General features: G+C 71.3%; 17 protein-coding genes. 6 read left to right on the top strand and 11 right to left on the bottom strand.

The genetic code is table 11. The features are described 5' to 3' along the window. Positions 1-32: 32 nt before the first annotated feature. The 3 genes from A4R43_RS33210 to A4R43_RS33200 form a co-directional block, all read right to left on the bottom strand. Positions 33-722, bottom strand: a complete 690-nt coding sequence (locus A4R43_RS33210) for a response regulator transcription factor (protein ID WP_113695697.1) — start codon at positions 720-722, stop codon at positions 33-35. Further along, positions 719-1,951: a sensor histidine kinase gene (locus tag A4R43_RS33205; protein WP_113695696.1), complete on the bottom strand. Its 1,233-nt coding sequence runs from the start codon at positions 1,949-1,951 to the stop codon at positions 719-721. The genes A4R43_RS33210 and A4R43_RS33205 overlap by 4 nt, the downstream gene beginning before the upstream one ends. Positions 1,952-2,058: 107 nt before the next feature. After that, positions 2,059-2,943 (bottom strand): oxidoreductase, encoded by an 885-nt coding sequence (locus tag A4R43_RS33200; RefSeq protein WP_113695695.1) that lies wholly within the window; start codon positions 2,941-2,943, stop codon positions 2,059-2,061. A gap of 44 nt (positions 2,944-2,987) precedes the next feature. Here A4R43_RS33200 and A4R43_RS33195 point away from each other — a divergent pair, with 44 nt between their 5' ends. Continuing rightward, positions 2,988-3,614 (top strand): response regulator transcription factor, encoded by a 627-nt coding sequence (locus A4R43_RS33195; protein ID WP_113695694.1) that lies wholly within the window; start codon positions 2,988-2,990, stop codon positions 3,612-3,614. Between the two features lie 80 nt (positions 3,615-3,694). Next, positions 3,695-4,522 carry a hypothetical protein gene (locus A4R43_RS33190; protein ID WP_162788674.1) on the top strand — a complete coding sequence of 276 codons (828 nt, stop codon included), beginning with the start codon at positions 3,695-3,697 and terminating at the stop codon, positions 4,520-4,522. On the opposite strand, the gene A4R43_RS33185 is transcribed toward A4R43_RS33190, so the two are convergent. From A4R43_RS33185 to A4R43_RS33150, 8 genes are all read right to left on the bottom strand, one after another. Beyond that, positions 4,512-5,426, bottom strand: a complete 915-nt coding sequence (locus A4R43_RS33185; protein WP_113695692.1) for a GNAT family N-acetyltransferase — start codon at positions 5,424-5,426, stop codon at positions 4,512-4,514. The genes A4R43_RS33190 and A4R43_RS33185 overlap by 11 nt on opposite strands. A 210-nt stretch (positions 5,427-5,636) precedes the next feature. Continuing rightward, positions 5,637-6,380, bottom strand: coding sequence for a phosphoglyceromutase (locus tag A4R43_RS33180; RefSeq protein WP_113698049.1), 744 nt, complete (start codon positions 6,378-6,380; stop codon positions 5,637-5,639). A gap of 716 nt (positions 6,381-7,096) precedes the next feature. Beyond that, entirely contained in the window at positions 7,097-8,002 is a 906-nt protein-coding gene (locus A4R43_RS33175) for a DUF4349 domain-containing protein (RefSeq protein WP_113695691.1), read from the bottom strand. 55 nt (positions 8,003-8,057) lie between these two features. Continuing rightward, on the bottom strand, positions 8,058-8,570 hold the full coding sequence (locus tag A4R43_RS33170; protein ID WP_113695690.1) for a type III secretion system chaperone family protein: 513 nt from the start codon (positions 8,568-8,570) through the stop codon (positions 8,058-8,060). Then, positions 8,567-9,862, bottom strand: a complete 1,296-nt coding sequence (gene mshA / locus A4R43_RS33165) for a D-inositol-3-phosphate glycosyltransferase (protein WP_205215121.1) — start codon at positions 9,860-9,862, stop codon at positions 8,567-8,569. The genes A4R43_RS33170 and mshA overlap by 4 nt, the downstream gene beginning before the upstream one ends. 29 nt (positions 9,863-9,891) lie before the next feature. Continuing rightward, complete coding sequence (locus tag A4R43_RS33160) at positions 9,892-10,722, bottom strand: alpha/beta fold hydrolase (protein ID WP_113695689.1); 831 nt, start codon at positions 10,720-10,722, stop codon at positions 9,892-9,894. A 20-nt stretch (positions 10,723-10,742) separates the two neighbouring features. Beyond that, positions 10,743-11,921 (bottom strand): L,D-transpeptidase, encoded by a 1,179-nt coding sequence (locus A4R43_RS33155; protein WP_236808433.1) that lies wholly within the window; start codon positions 11,919-11,921, stop codon positions 10,743-10,745. Between the two features lie 78 nt (positions 11,922-11,999). Further along, positions 12,000-13,073 (bottom strand): UDP-N-acetylmuramate dehydrogenase, encoded by a 1,074-nt coding sequence (locus A4R43_RS33150; RefSeq protein ID WP_113695688.1) that lies wholly within the window; start codon positions 13,071-13,073, stop codon positions 12,000-12,002. Between the two features lie 25 nt (positions 13,074-13,098). On the opposite strand from A4R43_RS33150, the gene A4R43_RS33145 reads away from it, so the two are divergent. From A4R43_RS33145 to purU, 4 genes are all read left to right on the top strand, one after another. Beyond that, positions 13,099-13,596, top strand: coding sequence for a DUF2505 domain-containing protein (locus A4R43_RS33145; RefSeq protein WP_113695687.1), 498 nt, complete (start codon positions 13,099-13,101; stop codon positions 13,594-13,596). Further along, on the top strand, positions 13,578-14,378 hold the full coding sequence (locus A4R43_RS33140) for a class I SAM-dependent methyltransferase (protein ID WP_113695686.1): 801 nt from the start codon (positions 13,578-13,580) through the stop codon (positions 14,376-14,378). Before A4R43_RS33145 ends, A4R43_RS33140 begins: the two co-directional genes overlap by 19 nt. Before the next feature lie 217 nt (positions 14,379-14,595). Then, a complete protein-coding gene (locus tag A4R43_RS33135; protein WP_236808432.1) occupies positions 14,596-15,225 on the top strand; it encodes a DedA family protein in 630 nt (209 codons plus the stop codon). After that, positions 15,198-16,064 carry a formyltetrahydrofolate deformylase gene (gene purU, locus A4R43_RS33130; RefSeq protein WP_113695685.1) on the top strand — a complete coding sequence of 289 codons (867 nt, stop codon included), beginning with the start codon at positions 15,198-15,200 and terminating at the stop codon, positions 16,062-16,064. The genes A4R43_RS33135 and purU overlap by 28 nt, the downstream gene beginning before the upstream one ends. Positions 16,065-16,077 lie beyond the last annotated feature (13 nt).

Genomic DNA, 16,077 nt, shown 5'->3' with positions numbered 1-16,077 from the left:
CCCGCTGGTCGGCAACCGAGATTAAACCGAGATCATGACTCGAACTTGTAGCCGAGACCACGCACCGTGACCAGGTGCCGCGGCGAGCCCGGATCGGGTTCGATCTTCGACCGCAACCGCTTGACGTGCACGTCCAGGGTCTTGGTGTCCCCGACGTAGTCCGCGCCCCACACCCGGTCGATCAGCTGCCCGCGGGTGAGCACGCGGCCCACGTTGCGCAGCAGGTACTCGAGCAGGTCGAACTCCTTGAGCGGCAGCGAGACGTCCTCGCCGTCGACGGTCACCACGTGCCGTTCGACGTCCATCCGCACCGGCCCGGCGGCCAGCACCAGCGGCGCCAGCTCGCCCTCGGAGCCCGGCTCACCACCACGCCGCAGCACCGCGCGCACGCGGGCGATCAGCTCGCGCGCCGAGTACGGCTTGGTGACGTAGTCGTCGGCGCCCAGCTCCAGGCCGACCACCTTGTCGATCTCGCTGTCGCGCGCGGTCACCATGATCACCGGCACGCCGGAGCGCTGCCGCAGCTGCTTGCACACGTCGGTACCGCTCATGCCCGGCAGCATCAGGTCGAGCAGCACGATGTCGGCGCCGTTGCGGTCGAACTCCTCCAGCGCCTGCTGCCCGGTGGTGGCCACCGCGGCGGTGAAGCCCTCCTTGCGCAGCAGGAAGGCCAGCGGGTCGGCGAAGGACTCCTCGTCCTCGACGATGAGCACCCTGGTCACAACTGTCCTCCATGATCGGTGACGTCCTGGGCAACCACGAGGCGGGGAGTCCGCTCGGGGGGCATGTCGGCACGGGTGGCCGCGGCCGGTTTCCCGGCCGCCGCGCGGCCGTGGTCCGGCTGGTGCGCGGGTATGCGCAGGGTGAACGTGGAGCCGGTCCCCGGGCTGCTCCACAACCGCACGTCACCGCCGTGGTTGGCGGCGACGTGCTTGACGATGGCGAGGCCGAGCCCGGTGCCGCCGGTGGCCCTCGACCGCGCCTTGTCCGCCCGGTAGAAGCGCTCGAACACGCGCTGCTGGTCCTCCTCGGCGATGCCGATGCCGCGGTCGGTCACCGCGATCTCGACCGCGCCGTCGACCAGCCGCCTGCTCACCGAGACCGGACTGCCCGGCGAGGAGTAGTTGATCGCGTTCTCCAGCAGGTTGGACAACGCGGTGACCAGCAGCGTGCGGTCGCCCTCGATGAGCAGCGAGCTGGGCTGGTCGGTGGTCACCACGATCTCGGCGGACTCGGCGGAGAGCCGGACCCGGCCGAGCGCCTCGCGCACCACCGCGTCCACCTCGACCACGTTGAGATCGGGCAGCCGCTCGGCACCCTGCAGCCGCGAGAGCGCGATCAGCTCGGTGACCAGCTGCCCCAGCCGGGTCGATTCGCGCAGGATCTTGCCGCCGAACCGGCGGACCTCCTCGACGTCGTCCGCCGCGTCCAGCACCGCTTCGGTGAGCAGCGCGATCGCCCCGACCGGGGTCTTCAGCTCGTGGCTGACGTTGGCCACGAAGTCCCGCCGGGTGGCCTCCAGGCGGACCGCGTCGGAGTGGTCCACCGCCTCGACCACGGTGAACCCGTCGCCGAGCGGGCGGACCTCACCGAGCACGGCCTCCGGCTGGCGGCCGCGGGTCTCCAGCGGTGACAGGTCGATCTCCAGCGCGTCGTCGGTCTCCACCACCTGCTCGGCGGCCTTCCGCGCCCTGGCGTCGGCGCGGTTGTCGCGGACCAGGCCCAGTTCCTCGGCACGCGGGTTGTGCAGCACCATGTCGCCGAAGCGGTTCAGCACCACCACGCCGTTGTTCGAGGAGTGGATCAGGCGGGACAGCAGTTCGGCCACGGTCGGGCCGACCGGCCGCCGGCGCACGGTGCGACGGCGGCGCAGCGAGGCCGCCAGGAAACCGGCTACCGCGCCGACCACCAGTGCACCGATGGCCAAAGCGAGTGAAGCGGGCACGGTCACGAGGGAATCGTAAGCAGTCAGGTGGCCGTTTGGCCTAGTCCTGGCTGCCTCGTCGTGACGCCCGTGACACCTTTGGGCGGTTTGTTCGCGCGCCCGTCAGTGCCTGTTCACGCATTCGTAGCCGAATTCAGTCGGTCGAGTTCCTCCGTTGAGAGTTCGAGCGCTCCGGCGGCGACGTTTTCGTCGAGATGAGTGACACTGCCAGTGCCCGGGATGGCCAGCACGTTGGGTGCCCGGTGGAGGGTCCACGCGAGCAGCACCTGCGCCTCGGTCACCCCGCGCGCGGCGGCGATCCCGGCGACCACACCGTCCGACAGGTTCCCAGCTCCGCCGTGCACGGAGAAGAACGGGACGAAGGCGATTTCCCGCTCGGTACAGGTGTCCAGCAGCGCGTCGTCGTCCCGTTTGGACAGTCCGTACCAGTTCTGCACGGCGGTCACCGGGGCGATCCCGCTCGCCTCGGCCAGGTGTTCGTGACCGACGTTGGAGATGCCGAGGTGCCGGATCAGCCCCTGCTCGCGCAGTTCGGCGAGCACCCCGAAGCGCTCGGCGAGCGAGCCGGAACCGCGGTCGAGTGAAGTGCCGATCCGCAGGTACACCAGGTCGAGGTGGTCGCGGCCGAGTTCACGCAGGTTCTGCTCGACCTGCCCGCGCAGCTGGTCCGGGCGGGCCTCCGGCTGGTGCTCGCCCTCCGCGTTCCGGCTCGGGCCGACCTTGGTGGCGATCACCAGGTCGTCCGGGTAGGGCGCGAGGGCCCGCCGGATCAGGTCGTTGGCGGACACGCGGCCGAGGAAGTAGAAGGCGGCGGTGTCGATGTGGTCGACGCCGAGGTCGACGGCCCGGCGCAGCACGGCGATGCCCTGATCGGGGTCGCGTTCGGTGCCGTTGGGGCCGAGCGCCAGCCGCATCGCGCCGAAGCCGAGGCGGTGCACGAGCCGGTCGCCGAGTTTCCAGGTGGGAGAAATTGTCATGCCTTCAGCCTGTGCGGTCATCGTTTTGTCATCCACCTTCGGCAACTTGCTGCCAGACTTGACCGGTGATCGCCGTGGTCAAGGGTGAGGAAGAGCTGTACGCGCGCACCGAGCACCTGTTCATGAGCGCGACCGAGGTCTGGTGCGCCGCCGCCGACCTGAGCACCTTCGCCGCGTCCCGCCGCACCCAGGAGCAGCTGGGCGGCTACCGCGCGAAGCGGGTGCGCAAGATCTACCGGCCGTCCCTGCTGCTGGACCACGCCGCGAGCGCACACCTCGACGAGGTGGTGCGGCTCGGCGCGGAGGTCCGGATCAGCGCGGACGAGATCAACGAGACGATCGTCCTGGACCGCCGGGTGGTGATCCTGGCGGGCGACCGGACCGCGGGCGACCGCGCGTACAGCGTGCTGACCGCCCAGGAAACCGTGCAGGGCGTGGTGTCGCTGTTCGACGCGGCCTGGCGCGGCGCGACCGACCTGGCGGTGTACGACGCGCGGGTGGCCGAACTCCGCACGCTCGCGCCGCGCATCCTCGACATGCTGGCCTCCGGCTGCAAGGACGAGACCGCGGCCCGCTCGCTCGGGCTCGGCCTGCGGACCTACCGGCGCCGGGTGGCCGAACTGATGGACGCGCTCGGCGCCACCTCCCGCTTCCAGGCGGGCGTCCGTGCGGGAGAACTGGGGTTGCTTTGAGGATCTGGCCAATTCTGTGCGTTGCCGTACTGGTTTCCGGGTTGGTTTCCGGGTGCACGCGGGCGGTGCCGGGTGAGCCGGTGCCGCCGTCCGTCCCGGCGAACCTGGCGCTGGTCGATCTCGCGGCCACCAACGACGTGCTGACGGCGTCGAAAACCGCGGTCGAAGGGGTGTTCAGCTTCGACCCGGCCAACCCGGGCGCGCAGGCCGACGCCGCCGCGAAGCACCTGACCGGTGCCGCGCGCACGCAGGTCGAGGAGCGGCTCGGCGAGGTGCGTCAGACGGGCGCCAAGGTGACCACCGTGGCCCGCGAGGCCGCGGTGGCCGAGCTGACCCCCGGCTCGGCCAAGGTGCTGGTGCTGCTCGACCAGACCAGCACCCGGACCGACCCGGTGCAGAGCAGCTCCGGCGGCGCGGCCCTGCTGGTGACGGCCCAGCGCGAAGGCGGCAAGTGGCTCGCGAACGACATCGTCGCCAGCCCCACCCTCGCGCCGGTTCCGGCGTCGCCGGGCGGGCCGGTGGCCGAGGCACGTGACTCCGCGCTGGCCGCGGCCCGCACCGGCCTGGAGGCGTTCATGCGGGTCGACAGCAACGATCTCGACGGCTGGATCGACCGCCAGCTGGCGGTCGCCGCCGAACCCCTGCTCTCCCAAATCCGCGCCGGCGCGCAGAACACCGTGGACGCCGTGCGCACGCAGGGCACCACGGTGACCGTCGCGCCGGACATGGCCATCGCGGCGAAGTCGGCCGCCCCTGACCTGGTGACCGGCCTGGCGGTGGCGAAGACCACGGTCACCAATCCCGGCACGCAGCCGACCGAACGGGTGCTCCGCATCACGTTCGAGATGACGCGGCAGCCGGACGGCTGGAAGCTCCGCGCCCTCTCGAACCTGCCGGTTACCGGCTAGGCCACTCGAGCACCGCGCGTTCCTGCGTCACCGGGTACCCGGCGCGCTCGAACGCGGCGGCCATCGCCCGGTTGCCGAGGTCGGTGGCCGCGAGCACGCGCTTCTCGCCGTTTTCGACCAGCAGGTGCGTGCACTCCACCAGCAGGTCGTAGCCGTAGCCGTGGCCGCGGTGCTCCGGCACCACGCCGATGATGCCGACCACCGCGCCGCTGTAGTTGCGGCCCGGCACGGTCAAGCCGACCAGGTCGCCGTCCGGCGTGTAGGCCAGGCGCCACCACTCGCGTGGCGACGGGAACCACTTCAGCAGCTCCAGGTCCTCGTCGGCGGCCTGCTTGAGCCCGCCCTGGGCGATGGCGCGCTGCGCGTGGGCGTCGAGCGTGCCCTCGTGGACCCGCATGAGCGCGGCGTGGAACGCGCCGTCGTCCGGATCGGCGCGGTAGTCGAGGCGGTTCGGTCGTTCGGGCAGGCCGTCGTCGAGGGTCCAGGTGTAGCGGAACCGGTCCACCAGCGGACGCATCCCGGCCGCGAGCGCGGCGTCGATGCGCACCTGCCGCGCCTGCACCACCTCGGGCCGCTCACGCCAGTCCGCGGGCAGCGCCAGCTCGTATTCGGCGCGGAACCCGGCGGCACGCAGCAGCGCGGTGCCCGCCTGGGCGTCGGTGAAGTCGAACCAGTCCAGCGCCACCGGCTCGGTGTCCTCGGGCCCACCCCACCACGCGGCACGGGCGACGACTTCGCCGTCGCGCAGGGCAACCCAGGTCCAGCCGGGGCGGTACTCGCCCTTGGCCCACATCTCGGCGAAATCCCGGCCGAAGATGCCGAAGCCGACCAGCTGCGGAACGTCCAGTGAATCGAACAGGGAACCTTCGCCCGCTTCGAGCGGGCGGATGACCAGATCGGTCAAGTCGAAAGCCTTTCAGGAGCGTTCAGCGGAACACGCTCCCGCCTCAGCCCTCGGCAAGCTGACGACGCCCGGTGGCGGCGGGAGCGGTGAACCGGATCGGACCCATCGCTCTCACCTCTTCCTCGTCCCAGCGGGCGTCACGGACACCGTATCCCGATGTCCGTGACGCCCGTCAAGTGACTTTTGCCAGCGTGGTCAACCGGAAGGGCCTCAGCGGCCCTGGTTGGCGACCGCGGCCGCGGCCTCCTTGGCCGCCTCCGGGTCGAGATAGGTGCCGCCGGGGGTGACCGGCTTGAGGTCCTCGGTGAGGTCGTAGCGCAGCGGGATGCCGGTCGGGATGTTCAGCCCGGCGATGTCCGCGTCGGAGATGCCGTCGAGGTGCTTGACCAGCGCCCGCAGCGAGTTGCCGTGCGCGGCGATCAGCACGGTCTTGCCGGTGCGCAGGTCCGGCACGATGGTGGACTGCCAGTACGGGATGAGCCGGTCGACGACGTCCTTGAGGCATTCGGTCAGCGGCGCGTCGATGTCGGCGTAGCGCGCGTCGCCGGCCTGGCTGTACTGGTCGCCGGGGTCGATTTCCGGCGGCGGTGTGTCGTACGAGCGGCGCCAGAGCATGAACTGCTCCTCGCCGAACTCCTCCAGGGTCTGCTTCTTGTTCTTGCCCTGGAGCGCGCCGTAGTGGCGCTCGTTGAGGCGCCAGTCCCGGCGGACCGGGATCCAGTGCCGGTCGGCGGCGTCGAGCGCGAGGTTCGCGGTCGAGATCGCGCGGCGGAGCAGCGACGTGTGCACGAGGTCGGGCAGCAGCCCCGCTTCGGCGAGCAGCTCACCGCCGCGCTTCGCCTCCGCGGCGCCCTGCTCGGACAGCGGCACGTCCACCCAGCCGGTGAACAGGTTTTCCGCATTCCACGTGCTCTGCCCGTGTCGGAGGAGCACCAAGGTCCCTAGATCGGCCATGGTGGTCAGCCTGCCAGCCGGGCCACGGCCGGGCACGGTCGGGTGCGGGGTGAACAAAGTTCTACCCACAGTGCGTTACCGCCGGGTAGCGGTATCACCCGAATGCCCGAAGTGACACGCAGGTCCGCATTCGGTTGCCGACCGAACTGCACTCAGTGAGCGCCAGCGACAGATTTCACTCGAATGGAGTAGCCAGTAGTCTTGTGATTACAGACCTGCTTCTGCCAAGTTGGCTATCGACTCGCTCGGCCGGATCCACGCACTCCCCGGCCTGAGCGAGCTAGGACGCAGCTCGTCTCCCCCCTGCCGAGCTGCGGCCCGCCGGCCCCGTTGGCACCCCCCTCGTCACCGGGTCCAGAAGCGGCGGGAACGTTAAGCGGGGCGGCTCGAGTTCGCGACTCCCCCCTCCCTCGAGCCGTCCCGCCTTTCCTCGCGCGTGTTCGTGGCTTCGCCACTTCCCGCGCGCGGCGGGACGACGTGCTGGTAGCGGGGGGCCGAGCCCCCGGACCCCCACGGTGCGAGCTCCTTGCGCTGGCGAGCGCTGGGCGCGATGGGCATGAACCAGCGATTGTGTTGGACCAGCGCCCGGCCCCTACTCCGAACGTTCGCGGCTTCGCCGCATCACTCGGTGCAGCTGGAGTGTCACGAATGTGGCTTTCGAGACGTCCGGCGTCTCGAAAGCCACATTCGTGACATCCTCACCCGGGTTGGCCGCCTCAGGAACTCTCCGGCGGAACGGCCGCGACGCGGCGGCGCCGGGCTAGGAAGAAGCGAATCGCGAAGAAGAGCGGCACGCCCAGCAACACCGCGAAGGGCAGGACCGCGCCCAGAACAGTCAGCAGGCCGATGCCGAAGTCCAGGAAGGCGTCCCAGCCGCCGGCCAGGCCGCCCACGAAGCCGCGGTCCTCCTCGACCGTGGACGGGCCCGGCACCATGCTGACGTTCAGTGAAATGGTCGACATCGCCACGCTCCCCGCCAATGCTTTCTGCCGCGCCTGTAACGACTCCAGCTCCGCTTCCCGCGAAGTCAGCTCCCGCTCCACCGAAGTGATCTCGCTGATCGAGCTCGCCTGCCCGAGCAGCGCCCGCACCCGCTCCACGCTCGCGCGCTGCGTGCTCAGCCGCGACTCGACGTCCACCACCTCTTCGGTGACGTCCTTGGTCTGCAACTCCCGCCGCAGCACCTTCTCCCCGGCACCCGCGAGCTCGGTGAGCACCTGGTCCAGCTTCTCCGCGGGCACCACGATGCTCAGCGACGCCGACTTCTCGTCGGTGCGTTCCTGGCCGGTGTAACCACCCGCGCCGACCGCGATCTGGGCGGCCTTCTGCACGGTCCCGCCGACATCAGCCGAACTCAGCGAAAGCGTCGCGGTCCGCGCCAGCTTCCGGTCCGTGTTGGCGATCGCCTGCCCCGGCGGCACCCCGGCGGCCCCGGCGTCCTTGCCCGGCGCGCTTTCCCCCGCCTGCGGCTTGCCCGCCCCCTTGTCGGCCGCGGCACCCGGCGCGGCCTGCGTCTGCGCCTCCGGCGCCGCCGTGCCCGACGACGACTTCTCGGCGGTGCACCCGCCCAGCACGATGGCCCCCAGCACGAGCGCCGCTACCGCAAAACGTCTCTGTCCCATGCGCTTCATGGGCGAGTAGACGGACCGCGGGCTCAGCCCAGTTGCACGCCCGGCATCACGAATCCATCACCGGACCGGACGACGGCGCCGCCGGCTCCATCAAGTGCTTGAACGCCTGCAGGTTCGCCAGCGACTCCCCGCGCGAAACCCGCCAGTCCCATTCACGCCGGATCGAGGTGGCGAAGCCGATCTCCAGCAGCGTGTTGAAGTCCCCGTCGGCGGCCTCCAGCACCTGGCCGAGGATCTTGTCCAGCTCGGCCTCGGTGACCGACTCCAGCGCCAGCCTGCCGACCAGGTAGATGTCCCCGATGGCGTCCACCGTGTAGTGCACCGAGTACAGCTTCGCGTTGCGGCGCAACAGGAACCGGTAGACCTCTTCGTGGGCCTCGTCGGGACGGCGGCAGACGAACGCCTCCACCGAGAACGCGTGCTCACCGGCGACCAGCCAGCAGTTCGTCTGCAGCTTCTTGGTCCCGGGCAGCGTGACGAAGTAGCGACCCTCGCCCTTCCGCTCGTACTTGAGCCCCGCCGCGTCCAAAGTGGACTGGATAACGCCGTCCACGGTCAAACCGCCACCTCCGTCCGCAACGCCCCGAAGGACACCGACGCCGAAGCGTAGGCGTCCAGCAGCGCGTCGGTGGTGCGCCGCCAGGAAAAGCGGCGCGCGTGCGCCACGGCGTTCGCCGCGAGTTCCCCGTGCCGCTCGGGCCGCAGCGCGACCGAGGCCAGCGCCCCGGCCCAGTCCCGCGCGCGGTGCGTGGGCACCAGCAGGCCGGAGACCCCGTGCGCGACCGCCACCGGCAGCCCGCCGACCTCGGCCGCCACCACCGGCGTGCCGCACGCCTGCGCCTCGACCGCCACCAGGCCGAACGACTCGTTGTAACTGGGCACGGCTACCACATCGGCCGCCCGGTAAACCCGCACCAGTGCCGGACCGGGTTGCGGTGGCAGGAACCGCGTCTGCCGCTCGATACCGAGGGTGACCGCCAGCTCCTTGAGCGCCTGCGGCTGCTCCAGCCCGCTGCCGGACGGCCCGCCGACGATCAGCACCACCAGCCGGTCGGCCAGCGACGGATCCCGCCGCAGCATCGCGGCGGCCGCGTGGAGCAGCACGTCGGGCGCCTTCAGCGGCTGGATCCTGCCCGCGAAAGCCAGGATGACGGCGTCCGCGGGCAGGCCGAGCTCGGCACGCGCGGCGGCCTTCGAACCGGGCGTGAAGCGGTCCAGGTCCACCCCCGGCGACACGGTGTGCACGGCCTGCGGTGCCGCGCCGTACAGGCCGACCAGCTCACGCGCCTCGACCGCGGTGTTCGCCACCAGCCGGTCGGCCTCGGCGACGATCTGCTCCTCGCCGATCACGCGGGTCCGCGGCTCCGGGGTGTCGCCATCGGCGAGCGCGGCGTTCTTGACCTTGGCCAGCGTGTGCGCGGTGTGCACCAGCGGCACGCCCCACCGGTCGCGCGCGAGCCAGCCGACCTGGCCGGACAGCCAGTAGTGCGAGTGGATGACGTCGTAGTACCCCGGCTCGTGGAAGGCCTCGGTGCGCAGCACCCCCGAGGTGAACGCGCACAGCTGCGCGGGCAGTTCGTCGCGGCCCAGCGGCTCGAACGGGCCAGCCGGCACGTGCCGCACCAGCACACCGGGCGCCAGCTCGGCCACCGGCGGCTGGTCGGAGGAGGTGGCGCGGGTGAACACCTCGACGTTGATCCCGCGGCGGGCCATCTCGGTGGCGGTCTGGCTGATGTAGACGTTCATGCCGCCGGCGTCACCGGTGCCCGGCTGCTCCAGCGGTGAAGTGTGCACCGACAGCACCGCAACCCGGCGTGGCCAGCGCGTGGCCCTGTGCAACGTGACCGTCACGTGGTCGCTCCTCGTTCACTCCGCGCAGCTCAGTGGGCGAATCGCTCGCCGGCGAACTGCTCGAGCGCGGAGTTGAACTCCGCGGCGGCCTCGACGAACGGAAGGTGCCCTGTCCCTGGCATCCAACGCGTCCGTGCCCCCGCTATCTTCCCGGCCGCGTACTCCCCGGCCGAGAGATCCACCACTTGGTCCTGGACCCCGTGGATCACCAGCGTCGGCACGTCCAGCCCGGCGAGCACCGCCGAGCTGTCCACGTCCCGGCGGAACAGCGCCGCGCGCACCGCGGGCGGCACCGACAGGCTGGTGCCGAGCAGCGACTGGGCCAGCGGGCCGTCGACCGGGCGCGAGGACATCCCGGCGCACAACGCGGTCAGCGCGGGCACCGCCTCGGCGGGGTCGTCCGACAGCGCGGCGGGCAGCGCGTTCCGCATCGCCGGGCCGACCCGGCCACCCGGCCGGTCCCGCCCGATCTCGGTGATCGCCCCGGCGAACACGATGCCCGCGACGTTCGTGGTGCCGTGCACGCGCAGGTAGTCGGTGATCACCAGGCCGCCGTAGGACCAGCCGACCAGCAGCACCGGGGCACCCGCCCCGGCGAAGTCGATCACCGCGGCCAGGTCCTCGGCCCAGACGCGCGGCTCGTCGTAACCGAGCGCGGGCACGTCGGAGCCGCCGTGGCCACGCAGGTCCACGCCGACCAGCCGGTACCGGGCGGTCAGCCCGGGATCGGCCAGCTGCGGTGACCAGGCCAGCGACGACTGGGCCCAGCCGTGCACAAGAACGATGGCCGAGGTGTTCGCCGCGCCCGCCACACGCAGGCCGAGACGCACACCACCGGCACCGATGACTTCGGTGAGCAAGGGACCGGTCCTTCGGGGAGCTACAGAGCCGACTTGGACTGCCAAGTCTTCCAGTCGAGCAGCCAGTCCATCACGTCGGAGGTGGTCGGCATGTTCGCCTTCGAGCCGGTGATCTCCACCGGGTCGCCGATCAGCGCCGAGTCGAAGTAGGCCTTGGCGTCGGTTTCCAGCAGGTTGATGCAGCCGTGCGAGGTGTTCGCCTTGCCGATGTTGCCGCGGTTCTCCTCGTTCTCGTGGATGAACTCGCCGTGGTTGGAGATGCGGCAGCACCACTTCTTCTTCACGTTGGTGTAGCCGTAGCGCGCGTTGTCGAAGATCGAGGTGGGTTCCTTGGTCATCACGATCAGCGTGCCGTTCGGCGTGTTCAGGTTCGGGTCGGCGTCCTTGCCGTTGCTGCACGGGTAGCTCGCGTGCTCGGAGCCGTCGCGGTAGACCTTCATCACGTGGTCCGGCGTGTGCACCTTGACCACCTGGTTGCGGCCGATCTTGAACTTGGTGGTCACGTCGGACTTGGCGTAGACGCCCTTGCCGAGGTCCACGCCGTACAGCTTGGCGCTGACCTCGACCTGCGTGCCGGCCGGCCAGTACTCCTTCGGCCGCCAGTCGACCTGCCGGTCGGACAGCCAGGCCCAGGCGCCCTCGACCTCCTTGGAGGTCTTCACCTCCAGCGCGGCCTGGGCGGCCTTGCGGTCGCCGACCGCGGCCTCGAACTTCACGCTGATCGGCATGCCGACGCCCACCTCGGCGTCGTCACCGGGGTTGAGCGTGGCGCGGATGACCTTGGCGGGCTTGACCGTGTCGAACTTGCCGGTCAGCTCGACGGGCTTGCCGTCGCTGCCCGCGGCCTTCGCCGCGTAGGTGTAGGACTTGCCGTACCCGAGCTGCTCGGAGCTGGTCCAGACGGTCTTCTCCGGGTTCAGCGCGCCCTCGAGCACCTTGCCTTCGGCGTTGGTCACCTTGACCTCGGTGAGCGTGCCCTCGGTGACCTTGACCGTGACCGGCTTGGCCACCGGCGCGTCCTTGGCGTCCACGGCGGGTTCGGCGGTGAGCACGGCCTTCGGCGGTTCGGGCGCCTGCCCCTGCCCGCCGCCCGGGTTGTCACCGCCGCCCTCGTCACCGGAGCAGGCGGCCAGCGCGATGGGCGACAGCACCACCGGAGTAACCATCGCCGCCCGCAGAACCGTCCGCCGTTCGAACACCGCACACCTCCATGTCCCCGAAAAAAGCACTCGCCCCCTAGACGCCCCCGGGCCGTTCCCGGTTGCTTGCGGCCCAGGTCACAGGCCGCAATTGATCAAGAGAGGCTCCGGGTGGAGTTCCACGCCGAAGCGGGTCTCAACCCCGTCACGCACCTCGCGCGCCAGCGACAGCAGCTCGGCCGTGGTCGCCGAACCGCGGTTGGTCAGCGCGAGCGTGTGCTTGGTGGACAGCGAAACGCGGCCACCGGCTCCAGTGTGCCCCTTGCCGAACCCGGCCCGTTCGATCAGCCACGCGGCGGACAGCTTCACGCCGTTGTCGGCGGGGTACTGCGGCACCGGCACGTCGTCGCCGACCACCTCGGCGATCCGTGCCAGCACCGCGGTGACCCGCGATTCGGGCAGGATCGGGTTGGTGAAGAAGGACCCGGCGCTCCAGGTGTCGTGATCGGCCGGGTCGAGCACCATGCCCTTGCCGCGGCGCAGTTCGAGCACGGCTTCGCGCACCGACGCGGTGGGCACGCGCGCGCCGATCTCGACGTCGAGCTTCTTCGCCAGCTCGGCGTACCGGATCGGGCTGGACAGGCCGTCGCCGTGCAGGTCCAGCTCGACCGAGAGCACCACGCCGTGATCGGTGCCCTTGAGCACGCTGGTGCGGTACCCCAGCCGCAGCTGCTCCTTGGCCAGCGTGCGGACCTCGCCGGTGCGGCGGTCGTACAGGCGCACCGAGCGCAGCAGGTCGGCGATCTCGAAGCCGTAGGCACCGACGTTCTGGATCGGCGTGGCGCCGACCAGGCCGGGAATGCCGGACAGGCACTCCAGCCCGCCGAGCCCGGAACGCACGGTCCAGGCGACGAACTCGTCCCAGTTCTCCCCGGCCTCGGCGGTGACCCGCACCACCGGCCCGTCCGGCTGGAAGGTGCGCCCGGTGGTGGCGATCTTGAGCACGGTGCCGTCGAAGCCCTCGTCGGCGACCACCAGGTTGGAGCCGCCGCCGAGCAGCAGCAGCGGTTCGCCGGCGGCGTCCGCGGCACGCACCGCGGCGACCAGCTCGTCGCTGGTGGTGGCCTCGGCGAAGCGGCGGGCCGGGCCGCCGAGCCGCAGCGTGGTGTGCTCGCTCAGGGCCGCTTGGGTGGGAGTTTGGAGAGTGCTCACGCCCTTGAACGGTACTGTCCCGCTCATGGCATCCCGTATCGAGCACCGCGCGGAGTTCGCGCAGGGCGTGGCCGAGGTCTACCACGCGCAGTCCGCGGAAGAGGTGCTGCGCGCCCGCCTCGACCTGCTGGGCGGCAAGCACGCCGGGCTGCCGGAGCACGCGGCTGACCAGCGGCGGGCCGCCTACAAGCTGGTGCAGGGCATCGGCGCGGACCAGCTGCCGCAGGCCGTGCGGACCTTCCACAAGGGTGACCTGATCGTGCACCGCGAGCAGGTGTGGGAGGCCGCTGGCGAGGGCTACACGGGTACCGCGAAGGCCACTGTGGACGGCGTGCCCGGTGAGATCACCGCGCGCACCGAGCTGGTGCCGAACGGCACCGGCGCGACGCTGGTCACCAGCGGTGAGGTGCGCGTCCGCATCCCGCTGGTCGGCGGCAAGCTGGAACAGGTGATCGCCGAGCAGGTGACGAAGCTGCTGGTGCGGGAAGCGGAATTCACCGCGAAGTGGCTCGCGGACGGCTGAGCGCACCCGTTGGCGCACCGACCAGGGGAACCACCAATCCGAACCGCCTCCGCCGCGTCGATCGCTGGCTGACCGGCACGCCCGCGATCGGCGCGGTGCTGCGGGCGGCGCCCGACCCGCTGGTGGTCGATCTCGGTTACGGCGCGTCACCGGTGACCACGGTGGAACTGGCGCACCGCCTCCGCTCGGTGTGCCCTCCGGTGCGTGTGCTGGGCCTCGAACTGGACCCCGAGCGGGTCGCGGTGGCAGCGGCCGCCGCCGACCCGCCGCGGCTGGACTTCCGGCGCGGCGGGTTCGAGCTGGCCGGGACGCGGCCGGTGCTGGTGCGCGCGTTCAACGTGCTGCGGCAGTACGCGGAGCACGAGGTCGAGGCGGCCTGGCAGCGGGTGCTGGACCAGCTCGCGCCCGGTGGCCTGCTGGTCGAGGGGACCTGTGACGAGATCGGCAGGCGGTGCGCCTGGATCACCTTGTCCGCGGCGGGCCCGCGGACGCTGACGCTGTCGTGCCGCGCGGCGAGCCTGGACCGGCCGTCCGGGCTGGCCGAGCGGCTGCCGAAGTCGCTGATCCACCGCAACGTGCCGGGCGAACCGGTGCACGAGTTCCTGGCGTTGTTCGACGCCTGCTGGGACACCGCCGCCGGATACCAGGCCTTCGGCGCGCGGGCGCGGTGGGCGGAGGCGGTGCGCCTGCTGGCCGAGCGGGGCTGGCCGGTGCTCGACCGGCGGTCGCGGTGGCGGCTCGGCGAGGTCACCGTGCCGTATTCGAGCGTCGCCCCGCGCTGAGAGAGCGCGCAGACAGGGTCGGTGGTTGCCCGTCGTGATCGAGGTGATTCCGGGCGGTGCCGCGCCGGCATCGCCGTACTGGACCGTGCACTCGATACGAGCCCCTGGTGGCCAGTGGCCGCCTCGGCGCGGCGGGCGCCATGCCCTGACTTGCGCACCCGCCAAATATTCACTCCGATCATCCCGGGCCGTCACCGCGGTTGCCGACGATGGGTGCGTGCTCGAATTCCTGCAGGCCGCGCTCGGTTCGCCGTGGTTGTGGCTGCTGGTTTTCGCGGTCTCCGCACTGGACGCGCTGCTGCCGTTCATGCCGAGCGAGACCGCGGTGGTGGGCCTAGCAGTGCTAGTCGGATTCGACCTCGGCGCGCTAGCACTGCTAGCCGCGGTGGCGGCCGCCGGCGCGTTCGGCGGTGACCTGCTCAGCCACACCATCGGCCGCACCGCCGGCCCGGCCGTGGTGGCCCGGCTGCAACGCGGCGAGAAGGGCGCGCGCCGGTACGCCTGGGCGCGGCGGAAGGTGACCGAGCGGGGTGCGCTGCTGATCGTCGCCGCGCGGTACCTGCCGGGCGGGCGGGTGGCGACCGGGCTGGCCACCGGCAGCATGCGGTACCCACTGCGGCGGTTCATCGCGCTCGACGCGCTCGGCGCCTCGCTGTGGGCGGTCTACAGCGTGCTGCTCGGCCTGCTCGGCGGCGCGCAGTTCGGCGGCGAGCCGGTGAAGGGCCTGCTGCTGGCGTTCGGCATCGGCTTGGCGGTGGTGGCCGCTTTGGAGGTGGCCCGCCGCGCCGTGCCGGGGCGCACGGGGAAGGATGGGCAACCGTGCCACCGTCAGAACGCAGATATGTGATCACCTTCGGCTGCCCCGACCGGACCGGGATCGTCGCGCGCATCGCCGCCTTCCTGGCCGAGGCCGGCGGCTGGATCGTCGAGGCCGCCTACCACACCGATCCGGAGACCGGCTGGTTCTTCACCCGGCAGGAAGTGCGCGCCGACTCGCTGCCGTTCGACGTGGACGAGCTGCGTGCCCGGTTCGCCGGGGTGGCGCGCTCGCTGGGCAGCGACACCGACTGGGCGGTCGCCGACACCGCCGAGCGGCGGCGCGTGGTGATCCTGGTCTCGAAGGAGGGGCACTGCCTGTACGACCTGCTCGGGCGGGTCGCCTCCGGGGAGCTGGACGTGGACGTCAGCGCGGTGATCGGCAACCACGAATCGCTCGGCGACATCACGCGGGCGCACGGCATCCCGTTCCACCACGTGCCCTTCCCGGCCGACGGCAAGGCCGAGGCCTTCGCGCGCGTGCGCGAGCTGGTCGACTCGCACGACCCGCACGCGATCGTGCTGGCGCGGTTCATGCAGATCCTGCCCGCGGAACTGTGCGAGGCCTGGGCTGGGCGGGCGCTGAACATCCACCACAGCTTCCTGCCCTCGTTCATCGGCGCGCGGCCGTACCACCAGGCGCACGCGCGCGGCGTGAAGCTGGTCGGCGCGACCTGCCACTACGTGACCGCGGACCTGGATGCCGGGCCGATCATCGAGCAGGACGTGATCCGCGTCGGCCACGGCGACTCGGTCACCGACATGGTGCGCAAGGGCCGCGACATCGAGAAGTTCACCCTGGCCAAGGGCCTGCGGTGGCACCTGGAGAACCGCGTCCTGGTGCACGGGAACCGCACCGTCGTCTTCTGACGCCGGTGCGGCC

Origin of the sequence: Amycolatopsis albispora (genome assembly GCF_003312875.1) — a bacterium.
Lineage (GTDB): Bacteria > Actinomycetota > Actinomycetes > Mycobacteriales > Pseudonocardiaceae > Amycolatopsis > Amycolatopsis albispora.
This window is presented reverse-complemented; position numbering and strand designations above follow the sequence as displayed.

Bases quoted from the DNA above. Each gene is read 5' to 3' on its own strand.
- A4R43_RS33180 (WP_113698049.1), bottom strand. From the start codon at position 6,380: ATGGCCGATCTAGGGACCTTGGTGCTCCTCCGACACGGGCAGAGCACG.
- A4R43_RS33200 (WP_113695695.1), bottom strand. From the start codon at position 2,943: ATGACCGCACAGGCTGAAGGCATGACAATTTCTCCCACCTGGAAACTC.
- A4R43_RS33175 (WP_113695691.1), bottom strand. From the start codon at position 8,002: ATGGGACAGAGACGTTTTGCGGTAGCGGCGCTCGTGCTGGGGGCCATC.
- A4R43_RS33145 (WP_113695687.1), top strand. From the start codon at position 13,099: ATGGCATCCCGTATCGAGCACCGCGCGGAGTTCGCGCAGGGCGTGGCC.